The sequence below is a fragment of the Thalassobacillus pellis genome (assembly GCF_016908295.1).
Classification (GTDB): Bacteria; Bacillota; Bacilli; order Bacillales; family Halobacillaceae; genus Thalassobacillus; species Thalassobacillus pellis.
The window spans coordinates 1-19,290 of sequence record NZ_JAFBDO010000007.1; the positions used below are offsets into that span (position 1 = coordinate 1).

General features: G+C 41.3%; 16 protein-coding genes and 2 tRNA genes. 17 read left to right on the plus strand and 1 reads right to left on the minus strand.

Annotated features, from left to right (window positions below; genetic code table 11):
- Positions 1–64 precede the first annotated feature (64 nt).
- The 10 genes from JOC33_RS17210 to JOC33_RS17255 all read left to right on the plus strand — a co-directional run bounded on the left by JOC33_RS17210 (position 65) and on the right by JOC33_RS17255 (position 10,661).
- A tRNA-Gly gene (locus JOC33_RS17210) sits at positions 65–138 on the plus strand.
- A gap of 334 nt (positions 139–472) precedes the next feature.
- A tRNA-Arg gene (locus JOC33_RS17215) sits at positions 473–546 on the plus strand.
- A gap of 288 nt (positions 547–834) precedes the next feature.
- Positions 835–1,815 carry a tetratricopeptide repeat protein gene (locus JOC33_RS17220; RefSeq protein WP_205093790.1) on the plus strand — a complete coding sequence of 327 codons (981 nt, stop codon included), beginning with the start codon at positions 835–837 and terminating at the stop codon, positions 1,813–1,815.
- Between the two features lie 179 nt (positions 1,816–1,994).
- On the plus strand, positions 1,995–3,281 hold the full coding sequence (gene tig / locus JOC33_RS17225) for a trigger factor (RefSeq protein ID WP_205093791.1): 1,287 nt from the start codon (positions 1,995–1,997) through the stop codon (positions 3,279–3,281).
- 330 nt (positions 3,282–3,611) lie between these two features.
- Positions 3,612–4,889: an ATP-dependent protease ATP-binding subunit ClpX gene (clpX, locus tag JOC33_RS17230; RefSeq protein WP_205093792.1), complete on the plus strand. Its 1,278-nt coding sequence runs from the start codon at positions 3,612–3,614 to the stop codon at positions 4,887–4,889.
- A gap of 242 nt (positions 4,890–5,131) precedes the next feature.
- Positions 5,132–7,465: an endopeptidase La gene (lon, locus tag JOC33_RS17235; RefSeq protein WP_205093793.1), complete on the plus strand. Its 2,334-nt coding sequence runs from the start codon at positions 5,132–5,134 to the stop codon at positions 7,463–7,465.
- Positions 7,452–8,036, plus strand: a complete 585-nt coding sequence (gene yihA / locus JOC33_RS17240) for a ribosome biogenesis GTP-binding protein YihA/YsxC (protein WP_205093794.1) — start codon at positions 7,452–7,454, stop codon at positions 8,034–8,036. The genes lon and yihA overlap by 14 nt, the downstream gene beginning before the upstream one ends.
- 321 nt (positions 8,037–8,357) lie before the next feature.
- On the plus strand, positions 8,358–9,176 hold the full coding sequence (locus JOC33_RS17245) for a transporter substrate-binding domain-containing protein (RefSeq protein WP_205093938.1): 819 nt from the start codon (positions 8,358–8,360) through the stop codon (positions 9,174–9,176).
- A gap of 74 nt (positions 9,177–9,250) precedes the next feature.
- Positions 9,251–9,901, plus strand: coding sequence for an amino acid ABC transporter permease (locus tag JOC33_RS17250; RefSeq protein WP_205093939.1), 651 nt, complete (start codon positions 9,251–9,253; stop codon positions 9,899–9,901).
- A 19-nt stretch (positions 9,902–9,920) separates the two neighbouring features.
- Positions 9,921–10,661 carry an amino acid ABC transporter ATP-binding protein gene (locus tag JOC33_RS17255; RefSeq protein WP_275577011.1) on the plus strand — a complete coding sequence of 247 codons (741 nt, stop codon included), beginning with the start codon at positions 9,921–9,923 and terminating at the stop codon, positions 10,659–10,661.
- A gap of 541 nt (positions 10,662–11,202) precedes the next feature.
- Here JOC33_RS17255 and JOC33_RS17260 read toward each other — a convergent pair.
- A complete protein-coding gene (locus tag JOC33_RS17260; RefSeq protein WP_205093795.1) occupies positions 11,203–11,685 on the minus strand; it encodes a LiaI-LiaF-like domain-containing protein in 483 nt (160 codons plus the stop codon).
- Between the two features lie 237 nt (positions 11,686–11,922).
- On the opposite strand from JOC33_RS17260, the gene hemA reads away from it, so the two are divergent.
- The 7 genes from hemA to JOC33_RS20700 all read left to right on the plus strand — a co-directional run bounded on the left by hemA (position 11,923) and on the right by JOC33_RS20700 (position 19,273).
- Complete coding sequence (gene hemA, locus JOC33_RS17265) at positions 11,923–13,296, plus strand: glutamyl-tRNA reductase (protein WP_205093796.1); 1,374 nt, start codon at positions 11,923–11,925, stop codon at positions 13,294–13,296.
- Positions 13,297–13,313: 17 nt separating this feature from the next.
- A complete protein-coding gene (locus JOC33_RS17270; protein ID WP_205093797.1) occupies positions 13,314–14,132 on the plus strand; it encodes a cytochrome c biogenesis protein in 819 nt (272 codons plus the stop codon).
- 16 nt (positions 14,133–14,148) lie between these two features.
- Positions 14,149–15,078, plus strand: a complete 930-nt coding sequence (gene hemC / locus JOC33_RS17275; protein WP_205093798.1) for a hydroxymethylbilane synthase — start codon at positions 14,149–14,151, stop codon at positions 15,076–15,078.
- Positions 15,078–15,869, plus strand: a complete 792-nt coding sequence (locus JOC33_RS17280; RefSeq protein ID WP_205093799.1) for a uroporphyrinogen-III synthase — start codon at positions 15,078–15,080, stop codon at positions 15,867–15,869. Before hemC ends, JOC33_RS17280 begins: the two co-directional genes overlap by 1 nt.
- Complete coding sequence (gene hemB, locus JOC33_RS17285; protein ID WP_205093800.1) at positions 15,862–16,839, plus strand: porphobilinogen synthase; 978 nt, start codon at positions 15,862–15,864, stop codon at positions 16,837–16,839. The genes JOC33_RS17280 and hemB overlap by 8 nt, the downstream gene beginning before the upstream one ends.
- A 24-nt stretch (positions 16,840–16,863) precedes the next feature.
- Positions 16,864–18,156: a glutamate-1-semialdehyde 2,1-aminomutase gene (gene hemL, locus JOC33_RS17290; RefSeq protein ID WP_205093801.1), complete on the plus strand. Its 1,293-nt coding sequence runs from the start codon at positions 16,864–16,866 to the stop codon at positions 18,154–18,156.
- Between the two features lie 124 nt (positions 18,157–18,280).
- The gene (locus tag JOC33_RS20700; RefSeq protein WP_205093802.1) at positions 18,281–19,273 is read left to right on the plus strand and encodes a LysM peptidoglycan-binding domain-containing protein; all 993 of its coding nucleotides are present in this window, start codon (positions 18,281–18,283) and stop codon (positions 19,271–19,273) included.
- Positions 19,274–19,290 lie beyond the last annotated feature (17 nt).

Consider the following 19,290-nt stretch of genomic DNA (forward strand, 5'->3'; position numbering starts at 1 on the left):
AGCTGGCAGAGGAAGAGGCATGACTGATCGTGAACAGAAACAAAGGCTATAATAATTATAAGATGCGGGTGTAGTTTAGTGGTAAAACCTCAGCCTTCCAAGCTGATGATGTGGGTTCGATTCCCATCACCCGCTCCATTTATTCTTAAAGTTGAAATGTACATGTCCCAGTAGCTCAGCCGGATAGAGCTCGACCGAATGAGCTGCGAAGCAACACTTCAGCGTACCGATTCAAAAAGAAGCATCTATGAAATGACCCAAAGAATCGGGACGACAGCCGTAAGAACATAATAACTGTATTTAAGATTTTTCAACCATGTCCCAGTAGCTCAGCTGGATAGAGCACGACCGAATGAGCTGCGAAGCAATACTTCAGCGTACCGATTCAAAAAGAAGCATCTATGAAATGACCCAAAGAATCGGGACGACAGCCGTAAGAACATAATAACTGTATTTAAGATTTTTCAACCATGTCCCAGTAGCTCAGCTGGATAGAGCAACAGCCTTCTAAGCTGTGGGTCGCAGGTTCGAATCCTGCCTGGGACGCTATGCCATGAATAGAGCCAAGACCATTATCATTAAAGGTCTTGGCTCTTTTTTATACGTTAGGAAAGAATAAAGTTTTTGCAAAGAAGTCCATCGGGGTAGTGAAAATTTTAAGTTCCAGGTATAGGAAAACTAATGTATACAATGCGGGTTTTTCTAAGAGTTGTAGCGTCATACTAAATCAAAAGCAAATTTCGACTTTAAAAAGACAGGTTTGTTATACTTGAACTGGGGAAAGGATATAAAGATAATAGAAAATAATAAATAGCTGGTCAGGAAGGGTGTCCTATGAAGAAGAGACGAGGGAATGTAGTGATGTTCCCAAAATGGAAAACCAGGCTTGAAAATGAGGGTTTGAAAGCCATCAAAGAAAAGCGGTATGAGGAAGCATTGGAGAGTTTTGAGCCGTTATTCGAACATAATGTGGCGTCACACGATGTCGTTACTGGTAAGCTGATAAGTCTGATGGAATTGGGGAAGTATGAATCTGCAGAGGAATTATGCGAGTACCTGATGAAGCATGACCATGACAATTATTACCAATACTTACATATATATTTGACCATTTTATTCCAGACAAGTCGCTATGAGGAACTGGTGAGCCTGTTGGATGAGGTTTTTCAGGAAAGTGATATGCCTCAACAGATGCGAACTCAATTTTGGCAGTTATATGAAGTGAGCAGAAAACTTATTGAAGACCAAAGTGAACAACAAGGAAACCATTACGTTGATGAGTTTTTTGAAGGAATAGGAAATAATGATATACATAAACAATGGCGTTCCATCATTAAGCTGCGAAAACAAAATGCTAAACCTTACTTAGAGCAATTCATAGAGCTGCTGAACTCAGATCAAGTTCACCCTATTATTAAAACAGCAATTATCCAATGGTTCCAGGAGCATAATCTGGATCGTAACATAGAAGTCACTAAATTTGGCTTTAAGCATATCGTCAATCCATCTAAACTAAAGGATGTGCATTCTGAATATGTCATGCAGCAAATACAATTGAGGCTGGGGGATATGGAACAGGAGAATCCTACCATGTTTGAGATTGTCCAAAAGCTGCTTTATCGATATCTGTTTGTGCGTTATCCAATTTTACCGACGGATGAGGAAGTTCCAAATATTGTAGAAGCATTAAAGCAATTAGGACACGAATATTTACAGCTGCCTGTCACTTTCTCGGAAAAGCATGAACCGATCACCAAATATAAAGAGGAAATCCAAATATGTGAACAGCATTATTCCCTTATAATGGATGATTAACGGAGCAGATGTCAGTGCTGTGGTTAAATAAGTACATATGTTGAAAGGTCAGACATTTATGTTATAATGTAGTGGTTGCAAATTTAGATTCGTATGTAAATAGAATCAAAGAAACGTAGTAAACATCGCCGGCGATCGTGGTGGCGAAAGGAAATTATAGATGTTGGAGGGAATTTTTTATGTCAGCAAAATGGGAAAAAAAAGAAGGTAACCAAGGGGTCCTAACAGTAGAAGTCCCGGCCGAAGACTTTGATCGTGCGTTGGATCAAGCCTTTAAAAAAGTAGTCAAGCAAGTTCAAGTGCCAGGATTCCGTAAAGGGAAGGTACCACGTAAGCTTTTTGAACAACGCTTCGGTGTAGAATCTCTTTATCAGGATGCCTTGGATATCGTACTTCCTGAAGCTTATATGAACGCTGTTCAAGAGACTGGTATTGAGCCAGTCGATCGTCCAGAAGTTGACGTTCAACAAATTGAAAAAGGTAAAGAGGTCATTTTCACAGCAGATGTCACAATCAAGCCTGAAGTGGAACTAGGCGAATACAAAGGCTTGGAAGTCGAAGAGCTTGAAACAGAAGTGACTGATGAAGACGTTGAAAATGAATTAAAAACACTTCAAGAGAAACAGGCAGAGCTTGTCGTCAAAGAAGATGGAGAAGTCGAAGAAGGCGATACAGTTGTCATGGATTTTGAAGGATTTGTTGATGGCGAAGCCTTTGAAGGCGGCCAGGCAGACAACTATTCCCTGGAAATCGGTTCTGGCAGCTTTATTCCAGGATTTGAAGACCAGCTAAAAGGAAAGAAAGCAGGAGAGGAAGTTGACGTTGAAGTCACTTTCCCTGAAGAATATCATGCAGAAGAGCTGGCTGGAAAAGAAGCGACTTTCAAAGTTAAAATTCACGAAGTAAAAGGTAAAGAACTTCCTGAACTAGACGATGAATTCGCCAAAGATGTAGACGAAGAAGTAGAAACTTTAGATGAATTGAAAAAGAAAACTCGTGAGCGTCTGGAAGAGCAAAAGAAAACAGAAGCTGAAAATCACAAACGGGATACTCTTGTTCAAAAGGCCGCTGAAAATGCAACAGTGGAAATTCCGGATGCAATGGTTGATACTGAACTCGACCGTATGATCAATGAATTCGAACAACGTCTCCAAATGCAAGGCATGACAAAAGATATGTACTTCCAGTTCACTGGTTCTGACGAAGATGGGCTTCGTGAACAGATGAAAGAAGATGCAGCCAAACGTGTTAAAACAAACTTGACACTCGAAGCTATCGCAAATGAAGAAAATGTAGAAGCTTCTGACGAAGATGTCAAGGCTGAACTGGAAAACATGGCTTCCATGTACCAGACAGATGTTGATAATCTGACTCAAATGCTTGGCGGGAACACAGACATGGTCAAAGAAGACTTGAAAGTCCGTAAAGCAATTGATGTGCTTGTAGCAAACAGCAAATCTGAATAAGGTAACAAGAAGAAAACAAGGCGCGTAAGATCAGTGCCTTGTTTTCTCTTATCATGTATAAATCCCACCTGAGAAAGCTAGACTAATTTTACAATCATAGAATGAAGGTGGGAGTGGGTTACATATAGTATAGAAAATAACCTAATGTTTGACTTATCAATCACGAATCTACATAATTAAATTGACGTTACAAAATTGACATATTGCTATGTATTTTACTTTTTCATGGACTGTTAATTTGTTATGATAAGCTAAAGAACTGACAATAGGCAAATTTTTGTCAATCCTTGTGTGAGAGTTACTGCTTGACATAAATAAGGGGTGAAATAAATGTTTAAATTTAATGATGAAAAAGGACAATTGAAATGTTCTTTCTGTGGGAAAAGCCAGGAGCAAGTTAGAAAGCTTGTTGCCGGTCCCGGGGTATATATATGTGATGAGTGTATTGAACTATGTACTGAAATAGTGGAAGAAGAACTAGGGAATGAAGAGGAAGTTGAATTCAAGGAAGTTCCCAAGCCACAGGAAATACGTGAAATCCTTAATGATTACGTAATTGGACAGGATCAGGCGAAAAAGAATCTATCTGTCGCCGTTTATAACCACTATAAAAGGGTGAACGCTACACCTAAAAATGATGATGTAGAACTTTCCAAAAGTAATATCTGCATGATTGGGCCAACAGGGAGCGGTAAAACCTTGCTTGCTCAGACGTTGGCACGTATCTTGAATGTACCTTTTGCAATAGCAGATGCTACTTCACTTACGGAAGCCGGTTATGTTGGTGAAGATGTGGAAAATATCCTTCTTAAATTGATTCAGGCTGCCGATTATGATGTAGAGAAAGCTGAAAAAGGAATCATTTATATTGATGAAATTGATAAAGTAGCAAGAAAGTCGGAAAACCCTTCTATTACTCGTGACGTTTCTGGTGAAGGTGTGCAGCAAGCGCTATTGAAAATACTCGAGGGTACAACAGCCAGCGTACCGCCGCAAGGGGGAAGGAAGCATCCTCATCAGGAATTTATTCAGATTGATACCACCAATGTGCTTTTCATCGTAGGCGGTGCTTTTGATGGAATTGAACAGATAATCAAGCGTCGTCTCGGTAAGAAAGTCATCGGTTTCGGCTCTGAAGATACCAACGAAGATTTGGATAAAAGCCAGCTGCTTTCCCGTATTCTTCCAGAGGATTTGCTGCGTTATGGCTTGATTCCTGAATTCATCGGCCGTCTTCCAGTTATCGGAAGCTTGTTGCCATTAGATGAAGATGCGTTGGTTGAAATTTTAACCCAGCCTAAGAATGCATTAGTAAAACAGTACCAAAAATTATTGCAGATTGATAATGTGGAATTGGAATTCGAAGAGGAAGCACTTCGTGAAATTTCCAAAAAGGCTATCGAGCGTAAAACAGGAGCACGTGGTCTCCGTTCCATTATTGAAAACATCATGCTGGATGTCATGTATGAATTGCCTTCACGTAATGATATAGAAAAATGTATCATTACCAAAGAAACGGTGCTCAATGAAGATGGAAGGCCAAAATTGGTCCTGACAGATGGAACTGTCCAGGATGAAAACAAAGAATCTCCTAAGGAAAGCGCATAAACCTAGTTTATGTTGGAGAAGTAGTAAGCGAATGCTCTGAAGCATCAGGCCGCGCTGCAATCAGAATGTAGCGCGGCCTGATTTGCTTTATCCATCTTCAGTATTGCCGGATGAAATATTCTTACATAGGTAACAATAATTTAAGGACTAATCAAACTTAAGTCATATAATAATTTTACAACCTGGAAGCTTTTTCATATGATGAAAGTACGGATCTGCTATTCCCTATGGAGGTGCACATAATGACAGAGAAAACAAAAATGCAAATCCCCCTCCTGCCCCTAAGAGGGTTGCTTGTATATCCATCAATGGTATTACATTTAGATGTAGGCCGCGACAAATCAGTCAAGGCACTAGAGCAGGCGATGCTTGAAAATCATGAGATCTTTTTGGCGTCGCAAAAGGAAATGAACATCGATGATCCTTCTAAAGATGAAATTTACCATTATGGCACAATTGCGAAAGTGAAACAGATGGTGAAACTCCCCAATGGAACGAACCGGGTGCTCGTGGAAGGGTTGAAACGGGCAGAAATTCTCGACTTTATCGATAACGAAGAATACTTTGTTGTCCAAGTGGAAATCCACGAAGAGGAACATGGCAATAAAAATGAAGAGGAAGCGTTGATGCGTACCCTCTTACAGCACTTTGAGCAATATATTAAGATTTCAAAAAAAATCAGCAAAGAGACATTAGACACTGTTGCTGATATAGACCAGCCAGGTCATTTAGCAGATATGGTCGCCTCCCACCTTCCATTAAAATTGAAGGAAAAACAATCAGTACTGGAAACAACGGACGTAAAAAAACGTTTGCAAAAACTGATTGAACAGATAAGTAATGAAAAGGAAGTCCTGCAAATTGAGAAGAAAATTGGCCAGAGGGTCAAACGTTCTATGGAAAAGACACAAAAAGAATACTATTTGCGGGAACAAATGAAAGCTATACAAAGTGAACTGGGAGATAAAGACGGTAAATCTGGTGAGGTATCAGAACTCCGTCAAAAGATAGAAAATGCTGATATGCCTGAAAGGGTGGAACAAGTTGCTTTGAAAGAGCTTGGACGGTATGAAAAAGTGCCGCAAAGTTCGGCTGAAAGCTCTGTGATTCGAAATTATCTTGAATGGCTGATTTCTCTTCCATGGAAAGATGAAACAGAAGATAATCTGGATATTCATAATGCAGAAAAAATTCTGGATGAAGATCATTATGGGCTGGAAAAAGTAAAGGAACGTGTCCTTGAGTATCTTGCTGTTCAACAGTTGACCCAATCGATTAAGGGGCCGATACTTTGCCTTGTCGGACCTCCGGGTGTTGGTAAAACTTCCCTGGCAAAATCAATTGCAAGAGCTATCAACCGCAGGTTTGTACGAGTTTCGCTCGGTGGAATCCGTGACGATGCTGAAATCCGCGGCCATCGTCGTACTTATATCGGTGCGATGCCAGGTCGGATAATACAGGGAATGAAGCGTGCAGAAAAAATAAATCCCGTATTCCTTTTGGATGAAATTGACAAAATGGCCAGTGATTTTCGTGGAGATCCTTCTGCAGCTATGCTTGAAGTCTTGGACCCGGAACAAAATAGTACTTTCAGTGACCATTTTATTGAAGAAAGTTATGACCTTTCCAAAGTTATGTTTGTGGCTACAGCTAATAACATGGGTGCCATTCCTGGTCCGTTGCTTGACAGGATGGAAGTAATTTCAATTGCCGGCTACACCGAAGTCGAAAAGCTCCACATTGCAAAGGAGCACCTGCTACCGAAGCAGATTAAAGAAAATGGTTTAAATAAAAGCCAACTACAATTCCGTGAAGAAGCATTACTGAAACTAATCAGAACATATACGAGAGAAGCTGGTGTCCGGAACTTAGAGCGGGAATTAGCCTCCATCTGTCGTAAATCTGCAAAAATAATCGTGTCTGGCGAGAAAAAACGGGTAGTGATTACCGAAAAGCAGCTGGAAGACATGCTGGGGAGACCAAAATATCGGTTTGGCCGCGCAGAAGAAGAAGATCAGGTAGGTACGGCGACAGGCCTTGCTTATACTTCTGCAGGTGGAGATACTCTCTCTATAGAAGTGTCTATTTCACCTGGAAAAGGAAAACTGACTTTAACAGGTAAACTGGGTGATGTTATGAAAGAATCCGCCCAGGCCGCATTCAGCTATATCCGTTCGCGGGCTGCAGAGCTAAAAATAGACCCGGATTTCGTGGATAAAAACGATATCCATATTCATGTGCCTGAAGGAGCGACACCAAAAGACGGCCCATCTGCAGGTATCACGATGGCCACTGCCCTTGTTTCTGCGTTGACAGGCCGACCTGTAAGAAAAGAAGTAGGAATGACTGGGGAGATTACTCTTCGCGGCCGTGTACTTCCTATCGGTGGATTGAAGGAAAAGTCATTGAGTGCTCACCGCGCTGGGTTAAACAAGGTTATTATTCCGGCTGATAATGAGAAAGATCTTGAGGATATTCCAGCAAGTGTTCGAAATGATCTTGAGTATATTCCTGTTAAACATTTAGACGAAGTACTGAAACACGCACTAACGGAGGAAGCGTATGAAAGTCAATAATGCTGAATTAGTTATCAGTGCAGTAAGTAAAAAACAATATCCTTCAGAGCCCTTGCCGGAAATTGCCTTGGCAGGGAGATCAAACGTAGGAAAATCTTCCTTTATCAATAAAATGATTCAAAGAAAGAGCCTTGCCAGAACTTCATCCAAACCTGGTAAAACACAGACACTAAATTTTTATAAGATCAATGAAAATTTCTTTCTTGTTGATGTTCCTGGTTACGGATATGCCAAGGTTTCCAAGAAAGAGCGGCAAAAATGGGGAACTATGATGGAGGAATACTTCGCAGAGAGAGAGAACCTGAAAGCAGCGGCATTAATTGTCGATGTCCGTCATGACCCTACTGCAGATGATGCGATGATGTATGACTTTCTAAAGTATTACGAACTGCCTGTCCTCATCATCGCGACTAAGCTTGATAAAATTCCTAAAGGAAAACGCGATAAGCATATTAAGAATGTCAGAAACACCTTGGAGATAGAAGAAGGGGATATAATCATTCCTTTCTCGGCTGAAACAGGTGAAGGAAAAGATAAAGCTTGGAAGGCCCTGTCAGCTTTTCTGCAGTAATAACTCCCCCTTGACACTTTTTTACTGAGTGTCAAGGGGGCTTTTTGTAGGATATGGAAATGTTTTATTTATACTGTATTAGGGTATATTTATAAAGACTTCCTATGTAAAAGTCTACATATTTTACGGTAAATCAAGCAATCGAGCGTAATACTGAGAATATTATGGCTAGTTTTTCATGAATCCTATATGCACCTTTTCAGATAAATATGCAGGAGGAAAACAATTTTGTGAAAAATCAGATTGATTGCTATGATAAAGGGTGTCGCATTTAATCGAGAAAAGATAGGAAAAAAGGATGAAGGAGTGGATTTGGTTAAAATGAAAAAGCTATCGATATTCTTACTTAGCACCCTATTGATGCTGGTATTGGCAGCGTGCGGATCAGGGGAGTCAAAAAATGACGAAAATAATGATGCGAGCGGTGGAGATACAGCGAGTGGAAGTGAATATAACCTTGTAGAAAAAGGTAAGTTTACTTTTGCAGCTTCGGGGGAATTTCGCCCGTTCAGTTACACGACTGCTTCCGGTAAAATGGAGGGTTTTGATATCGAAGTCGGACAAGCTATTGCAAAAGAACTTGGTTTAAAACCTAATCAACAGAAATTTAAGTTCGCATCAATCGTAGAAGGTGTGAAAACTGGAAGATTTGATGCTGCAGTTGCCAGCCACACAATTACACCTGAACGTCAAGAAGCGGTAGATTTCTCCGTGCCATATTATTATTCAGGGGCTCAGATTTTTGTCCGTCCTGACAGTGATGTGAAATCATTGGATGATTTAAAAGGTAAAGAAATTGCTGTTTCTAAGGGTTCTACTTATGTTAAATACGCTGAAAAAGTTACGGACAACATTCAAGTGTACTCCAGTGATGTTGTAGCCCTTCAATCCCTCGATAAAGGCCGTCATGATGCAGTTATAACAGACTTCCTGACAGGGAAAGAAGCAATCGGGAAAGGTCTGAAAATTGAAGGCAAAAAAATGATTGACCGCAGTGAACAGGCAGTAGCGGTAGCAAAAGAAAATGATAAGCTGTTGAAAGCTATCAATGATGCTCTTAAAACACTCCATGAAAATGGTACACTGACAGAAATCAGTAAGAAATACTTTGGGGAAGACATAACGAAGAAACCCGAGTAAGAATTCTATAAAAGAGCACGCCCGGCGTGCTCTTTTTCACTTTGGAGGAGCTGAAGGAATTGTATTTGAACGTTATAAAAATTGGAGAGGCTTTGTTAGATAGCAGGGGGATCTTCTGGGAAGCCACACAACTTACTTTGGCCTTGACGGCTGTTTCAATTTTTATTGCAATCTTTATTGGTCTATTCTTTGCATTGTTAAAAATATCAAACATTAAACCACTGGAGTATGTTGCTAATATTTATATATTTATTGTTCGAGGTACACCATTAATCGTACAAATTTTCGTTTTTTATTATGGACTTACGGAAATTGCGATGATTTCAGGGTTTTGGTCAGCAACATTAGGGCTTGCTTTTCATAATGGGGCCTATATCGCAGAAATATTCAGAGGTTCCATTCAATCAATCGGAAAAGGACAATCGGAGGCTGGACGTTCGTTGGGAATGAACCGTAGTCAGACAATGACCCGAATCATCCTTCCGCAAGCGTTTCGTCGCGCCTTGCCCCCGCTTGGCAACCAGTTTATCATCGGTCTTAAGGATTCTTCCTTAGCCGCATTTATAGGTCTTGCGGAACTATTTGGCGTAGCTACGACGATGGGTGCAAACTCATTTGATTATATGACGTGGCTGCTTGTAAGTGCAGTATGGTATTTGGTACTTGTACTCCTGCTTACGTTGATAGTAGGTGCTATTGAGAAGAAAATGGCCGTAAGTGACTAATTAGAAGGGAAGAATTATCTTGTCAGAAAATAAAGAAATGATTCGTGTAGAAAAATTAAATAAATCATTCGGTGACTTGCACGTATTGAAGGATATTGATTTTACAGTTAATGAAAGTGAAGTGGTGGTGCTAATCGGAGCAAGTGGGTCCGGTAAAAGTACAATGCTCCGCTGCTTAAATTTCCTTGAACTGAAAAATGATGGAAAAATCTTAATTAAAGGGAAAGAAACGGATCCGAAAAAAGACGATTTAAACAAAGTCAGGCAGCGGGTAGGTATGGTTTTTCAGCATTTTAATCTATTTCCTCATAAAACGGTATTGGAAAATGTTATAGAAGCACCTATCCAGGTCAAGAAGTTAAAAAAAGCGCAAGCAATAGAAGAAGGAAAAAAACTGTTAGCCAAGGTCGGATTGGCTGATAAAGCTGATGAATATCCAGCTCGCCTGTCTGGCGGACAAAAGCAGCGGGTTGCAATCGCCCGCTCACTAGCTATGAAGCCTGAGATCATGCTGTTTGATGAACCTACTTCAGCATTGGACCCTGAACTTGTAGGTGAAGTGCTGGCAACTATGAAAGAGCTTGCCCAGGAAGGGATGACGATGGTTGTAGTCACCCATGAAATGGGTTTCGCCCGAGAGGTTGCCGATAAAGTCGTCTATATGCATGATGGGCGCATAGTGGAAGTTGGGGAGCCTAATGAACTTTTCGACAATCCAAAAGAAGTAAGGACCCAGGAGTTTTTGAGTTCGATCCTGTAAGGGACATTCCGGACCAACGAGAGCTCATCAGCCATTTTTGCCCGATACTTCTCAAATTTACTTTTTCACTTGGTATAAAACACATGCTAATGACAGCTGGGTTTTATGCTACTGAAAAAAATTTAAGATTTATGGAAGATAGAAGTAAAAAAGCGGACTGTATGGAAATTAAAATTCCATATAGTCCGCTTTTCGTTTATCGAGAAGTGCTTTAGGCCATCTCTTTCCTTCATAAGTTGACGATTTGTTTCATTTAAGCTGTAAAGATCACAATAGAGCCATAAATACGCATGGCTTTGATTTAGCCTCTGAAGAATACCAGAGGAGCGATCGGTGGTGACGCCTGCAGGAACAGTGCAAGCCGAAGATCCACTTAGACAAGTGACTTTCTTGACGATATTAGCTTAGGACGTGCCCGCGGCAAGCATCCAGAGACAAGCGAATTGTAAGAAGCAACAGCTCCCTGGAGATAAAAAAGCTGTAGAAAAACATTATGTTTCTCTATCAAGCTACAACCTGGGAAGGTAAAGTACTTGCTGTATTATTTTCTTTTCATAAGCATATAAATACCAATTACTATCAAAACTACCGGCCAAAACCTTTCTATTATGTTAAAAGCCTGGTTCAGCCAATAGAACCAGCTTGGAATTCCAGTGGTAACTATTGCAAAAATGGCAAGACCCACTAGCAGTAATCCAGGCAGGAGTCCCTTCTTGGTCTTGTTGTATTGCAGTAAAAGAGCAATGCCGACAATAAGTAAGTAGATACCCCAATGGTCAATCCAGAACGAATATGTCCGAATACCATGGAAATGCAGCCCCAATCCGAGTAATAAAGCTCCTGTGAAGATGCTTTGATAGTCATTAGATATATAACTATGTAGTAATAAAGACAAACCAATGATCATGAGAATGGTCGGCCAGGAATAGAAATCAGTAAACAGGGGAATATGAAACTGCTGTAATAAAAAATAAGCTCCGATTCCTATCAGGAAAAATCCTACAAAGGTATTTTGTTTTTTCATGTAACTCCTCCTAAACTGGGTAATAATGTCGATTTCTTGCGTAATAACAGCTATTATGATAAAGTACAGTCGTGAATAATGCGCTTTGAATGTGTACCAGCTTATATGTCAGGACAACTTTATCCTATCATAGAGTTTCAAAAACTGGTCACATTTTCAAAAGGTTAATTACTATTGACATGGTATAATGATTCATATAAAACTGCTCGTCAGGAAAGTCTTTTGGGGGTAGATTAAATGCATATTCTAGTTGTCGGCGTAAATTATAAAAAAGCCCCTGTAGAAATTAGGGAAAAACTCACATTCTCCGACCAGCATGTAACAGAAGCTATGGTTGAACTCAACCAGCAGAAGAGCGTGTTGGAAAATGTGATTGTTTCTACATGCAATCGTACGGAAATTTATGCTGTCGTAGACCAACTTCATACAGGCCGACATTACATCAAACAATTTTTGGCCAACTGGTTCGGGGTGGACAAAGCTTCTTTTTCACCATATTTAACAATTTATGAAGCTGATGGAGCGATTGAACACTTGCTTCGTGTAACCTGTGGTCTGGATTCTATGGTCCTTGGGGAGACACAGATTCTCGGCCAGGTAAAACAAGCATTCTTGCTCGCCCAGGAATCAAACACAACAGGAACGATATTTAACCAGCTGTTCAGACAAACAGTTACAATGGCTAAACGTGCTCATAAAGAAACGGAAATTGGGGAGAATGCAGTATCTGTCAGTTATGCTGCCGTGGAACTTGCCCGGAAGATATTTGGCGATCTTGTCAATAAACACGTAGTGATTTTAGGGGCGGGTAAAATGGGCGAGCTTGCCGCCAAAAACCTGCATGGTTCAGGGGTAAAAAAGGTGACAGTAATCAACCGGACTATGGCAAAAGCTCAGTTAGTAGCAGATGAGTTCAATGGGGAAGCAAGAACAATGGAAGACCTTCAGAGTACGTTAAAAGATGCTGACATCTTGATCAGCTCCACCGGTGCAAAAGGGTATGTCATCACCGAAAGTACGATGAAGGCTGTCCACAAATCGAGAAGGGGAAAGCCGTTATTCCTTGTTGATATTGCAGTTCCTCGTGACTTAGATCCCGCAATGGAAGACTTAGAAAGTGTGTTCCTTTATGATATTGATGATTTACAGGGAATAGTCGACGCTAATTTAGCTGCCAGAAAAGAAGCAGCTGAAGTAATTGAAATCATGATCGAAGAAGAAATCATAACCTTCAAAGAGTGGTTGCAAACGATTGGCGTAGTGCCAGTGATATCAGCACTTCGTAAAAAGTCACTGTCCATTCAGGCGGAAACAATGAAAAGTATTGAACGGAAGCTGCCGGATTTGACGGAGCGTGAAAAGAAAGTATTGAATAAGCATACGAAGAGTATCATCAATCAGATGCTGAAAAATCCGATACTGCAGGCAAAGGAATTGGCCGCTCAACCGGATGCAGACGAAGCTTTACGTCTGTTCACACAGATTTTTGGAATTGAAGAGCATGTGCAAGATGAACTCCGGGCAAACCAGGAAGATAACAAAAAAACTGTGTCCCTGGACCGAAATGGTGAAATATCCTTTCCTACCATAACGAGCGCTTCCACACACTAGTAAGGAAGGTATATCATATGCTCGCTGAAAAATGGGTTTATGAATTAGTTATCATCTTATATGCTTTAAGCGTAATTGGATACTTTATCGATTTCATCCAGCATAACCGGAAGGCCAACAAGCTTGCCTTCTGGTTACTTAGTATGGTTTGGACTTTGCAAACCTTTTTTTTATTGTCTCAGATATTTGTAAAAGAAAACTTTCCTGTAATGACGATTTACGATGGACTCTATTTCTACACATGGATTCTTGTGACCTTTTCCTTGATTATCAACCGGTTGTTCCGTGTGGATTTTCTTGTTTTCTTTACCAATCTTGTAGGGTTTTTCATAATGCTTCTTCACATTTCAACTCGTGCCCAAAAGGATTTGACGGAAAACGGTGTTCGACTGGTTGATGAAATGCTCATAGGGCATATCACGTTGGCGTTGATCTCCTATGGTTTTTTTACCCTTTCTTTCATTTTTTCTATTATGTATTTGCTGCAATATCGTCTGTTGAAACGGAAAGAATGGAACAAGAAGCTTTGGCGGCTGGGAGACTTGTCCAAACTTGATCAGTTTTCTTTTGTATCGGTCACTTTCGGAGTCCCTTTGCTCATGCTTGCCATAATCCTTGGAATTGTCTGGGCGTATAACTCAGGGGACGTATTTTATTGGTATGATTCTAAAACATTAGGTTCATTCATTGTACTGGTTGTCTATATTGTTTTTCTGTTTTTGAGAATTGTCAAAAAATATCAGGGAAGAGCAATCGCCATGTATAATGCAGCCGCATTTCTATTTTTATTGATCAACTTCTTTTTATTTGGATCTCTATCCAATTTTCATTTTTAGTTGAGGAGGCTACGTCGTGCGTAAAATTATCATTGGTTCGAGAAAAAGCAATCTAGCAATCACACAGACAGAATGGGTGATAGCCCAACTCCAAAAATTCTATCCGGAAGTGGAATTTGAAATTAAAAGGATTTCAACAAAAGGAGATCAGATTCTTAATGTTACTCTTTCCAAAGTGGGTGGGAAAGGACTGTTTGTTAAAGAAATCGAGCGGGCTATGTATGAGGAAGAAATCGACATGGCTGTCCATAGTATGAAAGACATGCCATCTGTCATTTCGGAAGGACTGATGATTGCTTCTGTACCGGTTCGCGAGGATCACCGTGATGCTTTTGTTTCTAACAATAAAGTACTCCTCAAAGATCTTCCTTCCGGCTCGGTGGTAGGGACAAGCAGTCTCCGTCGAGAATCCCAGATTCGTGCGGCACGTCCTGATCTGGAAGTGAAGTGGATAAGGGGGAACATTGACACCCGTCTTAAGAAAATGAAGGATGGAGAATTTGATGCAATCGTGCTGGCAGCAGCCGGGCTGAAACGAATGGGCTGGAGCGATGAAGTAGTGACGGAATATCTGGAACCAGAAATCTGTGTTTCGGCTGTCGGACAGGGAGCGCTGGCTATCCAATGTCGGGAATCAGATTCTGAATTACGAGAAATGCTAGCCAACATCAATGATGCATATACAGAAAAGACGGTAGCTGCAGAGCGGAGATTCCTTCATGATTTAGATGGCGGCTGTCAGGTACCTATCGGTGGACATGCCTATCTGGAAAATGATGAAGTAGTTTTGACAGCGCTGGTTGCTACTCCTGATGGTAAGACTATTTTAAAGGAAACTTTTCGTGGAAATGATCCCGATAAGGTAGGGCAGGAGGCTGCCGCTCATTTGAAAAAACAAGGAGCCCAGGAAATCGTAAACAATGCGAAAGAGGAGCTTGACCAATAATGGAAAACCTGCAAGGGAGAACCATTCTTGTCACTCGCTCGAAAAAGAGTAAGGGCGCATTTTCTGAGCAGATTAGAAAAGCAGGGGGGAATCCTGTTGAGGTTCCCTTGCTGCAATTTGCAATACGAGACACAATGGAAAATAACCAGATGATAAATGGACTTCACGATTATAACTGGGTTTTCTTCACCAGCATTAATGGCGTGGAGTTTTTTTTCGAACTTTGGAACAAACACAAAAAATCTTGGCCTGCCAATGTAAAACTTGCTGCAGTCGGAGAGAAGACAGGGAATGCCTTATTAGGCCAGGGTATCAACGTAGATTTTGTGCCTGATACTTTTTCGGCAAGTAATATGGCAGATCAGTTTTTAAAGCGCTACCCTGAACCCGGGCGGATCCTTTTAGTCAGGGGCAATCTTTCCCGCCCTACGCTTCCGGAAGTCTTTCGTCAACAGCGTGTCTTTTTCCAAACGATGACCGTGTATGATACGCTACCTGTAGAAGACCAGCAGGCATCGTTAATTCCATTTTTGGAGAGAGGTTTACTGGATGCCTACACATTCACCAGTCCCTCCACCATAAGTGCTTTTCATAATATTTGCTGTTCACATAAGGATTATCATCGTTTCCTTTTGAAGCCGTGTGTTTGTATTGGGCCGACAACAGCTTCCGAAGCAGAAAAGACGGGGTTTTCCAACGTACTTACACCACCATCCAACTACACCATAGAAGGTATGATCGAAGTGATGGAAAGGTATTTCAAACAGAAAGGACAAGATATAAATGGATAACACTGGCTTTAAGCGCCATCGCAGACTTCGCCGTACCGAATCATTACGAGCACTAGTACGGGAGACGAAGTTGACAAAAGAAGACCTCATCTACCCTATTTTTGTTGTGGAAGGCGAGGGAATCAGAAAAGAAGTTCCTTCGATGCCAGGTGTCCACCATATTTCGCTGGAATATTTGAACGATGAAATGAAGGAACTGGAAGCTCTGGGAATCCGCTCTGTCATCGTATTCGGTGTTCCGAAAGAAAAAGACGCACAAGGCAGCCAGGCTTATTGTGAGCATGGCATTGTCCAGCAGGCCATTCGTCAGATTAAAAAGAATGTTCCTTCCTTGGCAGTGGTGGCTGATACCTGCCTGTGTCAGTATACGGACCATGGTCATTGTGGGCTGGTTGAGAATGGGGAAGTACTGAATGATCCTTCCTTGGAGTTGCTCGTTAAAACGGCAGTCAGCCAGGCTGAGGCAGGTGCTGATATCATCGCACCTTCCAACATGATGGATGGGTTTGTGGCTGCAATCAGGAAAGGTCTGGATGAAGCTGGTTATAGCCAAATTCCTATCATGTCTTATGCAGTCAAATATGCGTCTGCTTTTTACGGGCCGTTTCGTGATGCTGCTCACAGTTCCCCGCAATTCGGAGATCGTAAAGCGTACCAAATGGATCCGGCAAACCGGCAGGAGGCAATCCGGGAAGCGGCTTCTGATATGGAAGAAGGGGCAGATTTTCTTATCGTCAAACCCGCCCTCTCTTACCTTGATATTATGAGGGAAGTGAAGGATCGATTTCATGCACCCCTGGTAGCCTACAACGTCAGTGGAGAATATTCCATGATCAAGGCGGCTGCCATGAACGGTTGGGTCAATGAACAGGAAATAGTAATGGAAAAATTAACTTCCATGAAACGTGCTGGAGCTGATTTGATAATTACTTATTTTGCAAAAGATGTTGCAGAATGGCTGAATGAGTAACTTTAGAAGAGGAAGGTGTGCATAATGAAAAAATTTGATCGCTCTATTGATGCTTATAAAGAAGCTGTTGATCTGATGCCTGGCGGTGTTAACTCTCCGGTGAGGGCTTTCAATTCAGTCAACATGGATCCTATTTTTATGGAAAGAGGGAAAGGTTCTAAAATCTATGATATCGATGGAAATGAATACATCGACTATGTCCTCAGCTGGGGACCATTGATTCTTGGTCATGCGGACGATCGCGTTGTAGAGAAGCTAAAAGCCGTTACGGAGCGTGGAACAAGCTTTGGTGCCCCGACTGAAATAGAGAACCAACTGGCAAAACTAGTGATCGATCGCGTACCATCCATCGAAATGCTGCGAATGGTAAACTCAGGTACCGAAGCTACAATGAGTGCGCTGCGTGTTGCCAGAGGATATACTGGGCGTAACAAAATTCTCAAATTCGAGGGTAATTACCATGGTCATGGGGATTCTTTGCTGATCAAAGCAGGGTCGGGAGTTGCCACTCTTGGACTTCCTGATTCTCCAGGTGTACCGACTGGTACAGCGGAAAACACGATTACAGTTCCATATAATGATATGGAAAGTGTCCGTTATGCTTTTGATCGGTTTGGCGATGATATTGCTGCTGTCATTGTGGAGCCGGTAGCTGGAAATATGGGAGTCGTACCACCGCAAGATAACTTCCTTGAGGAATTACGTCAGATTACTATAAAAAATGGAACAGTGTTAATATTTGATGAAGTAATGACTGGTTTCCGCGTAGGTTATAACTGTGCTCAAGGTCATTTTGGTGTAACTCCTGATATGACTTGCCTTGGTAAAGTTATTGGAGGAGGACTCCCGGTAGGTGCTTATGGCGGAAAAAGGGAGATTATGGAACGTGTAGCCCCAACTGGTGATATTTATCAGGCTGGTACACTTTCTGGAAATCCGCTTGCAATGACTGCTGGATTTGAAACCCTTCAGGCGATGGATGATCAGGCATACGCTGATATTAATGATAAGGTAGATCGCCTGATTGCCGGTTTTACAGAAGCTGCAGTGGAGCATAACGTACCACTCACAGTCAATAGGGCAGGTTCAATGGTTGGCTTTTTCTTTAATAAACAAGGCGTCTATAATTTTGAAACAGCTAGTGCATCTGATCTTGATCTATTTGCTTCTTATTATCAAGGGATGATAAATGAAGGTGTATTCCTTCCTCCTTCCCAGTTTGAAGGGGTATTCTTATCTACTGCCCATTCAATAGAAGACATCGAGAAAACTATTGAAGCTGTGAAAAAAGTATTCAGCCGAATTACCGCAAAGTAATGTGCTAATCCCCCTATTCTAATCTATTAGGATGGGGGATTTTCTTTTTCTTGTATAATTGACCTCTTCCATGCATAAAGTTGAACAGAGATGAATGTTGTGTCACAAGGGAGGAGGAAAATACGTGACTAGTGAAAATAATAATGTATTCACGTTTTATTTGGATGAAGCCCTGTGGTTTGAAAGGGGACAGGAAGTCAAAGAATTGATGGGGATCTCATTAGATCCGGAAATTGTTATTCACCCGCAAGAGGAAAATGTGTTAATACAAGGAACCATCGATCTTACAGGTGAATATTTTGTAAAGGATCCATCAGACAACTCTGAACCAGGAGCGGTTGCTCCATTCCCTTCAAGGAAGCTGATCGACAATGTTGAACGGTCTGAAGAAGGGGCAAGCCAATTTTTTCACCAATTTCCAGTAGAAGTATCTATCCCGAGAAACAGAGTGGATAATATCGATAACGTTGCGGTAAGCATTGATGTTTTTGATTATGAACTCCCGGCATCGAATCAACTGAAGCTACATGCGACGGTTGCTATCCATGGTATTGAGGAAGCGGCACGCGAATCAGTTTCTGAGAGTTTAGATGAGGAGCGGAATGAAGGCGAACAACAGGAGTGGAACGAGCCTTATAGTTTTGAGGTGAATCTCCCTTTTGAAGGAGAATCATCCAGCCAGGAAGATTCAGGCCAGGAAGAAGATGAAAAAGAAGAGTCGTCCAGTGGTGATCGTTGGAAATATAAAAAAGTTCAGTCCTTTTCAGAGTTTTTTAATACGAACCAGCCTCCTGTTGAAGTCGAGGAGGAAGGTGTGGAGGTAAATGAATCCCCATCCTCATCGACAGTCTTATATTTAGACGAAGACGATGGTCATACGGATGAATCGTCCTCACCGCAGCGACAGGAAGGCAACCAATTATTGTTCAGTATGTTTGAAGAAAGGGAAGAAACTTATACTAAAATGAAAATGTGCATCGTACAGGAAGATGATACTCTTGAGACGATTGCAGACAAATATCAGGTATCCAAAACTAACTTGACTAAGGTAAATAATGTCTTTGAGGATGATTTAAAACCCGGAAAGATACTTTATATCCCTACGCATTCATCATAAAACAAAGGCACTTGTCG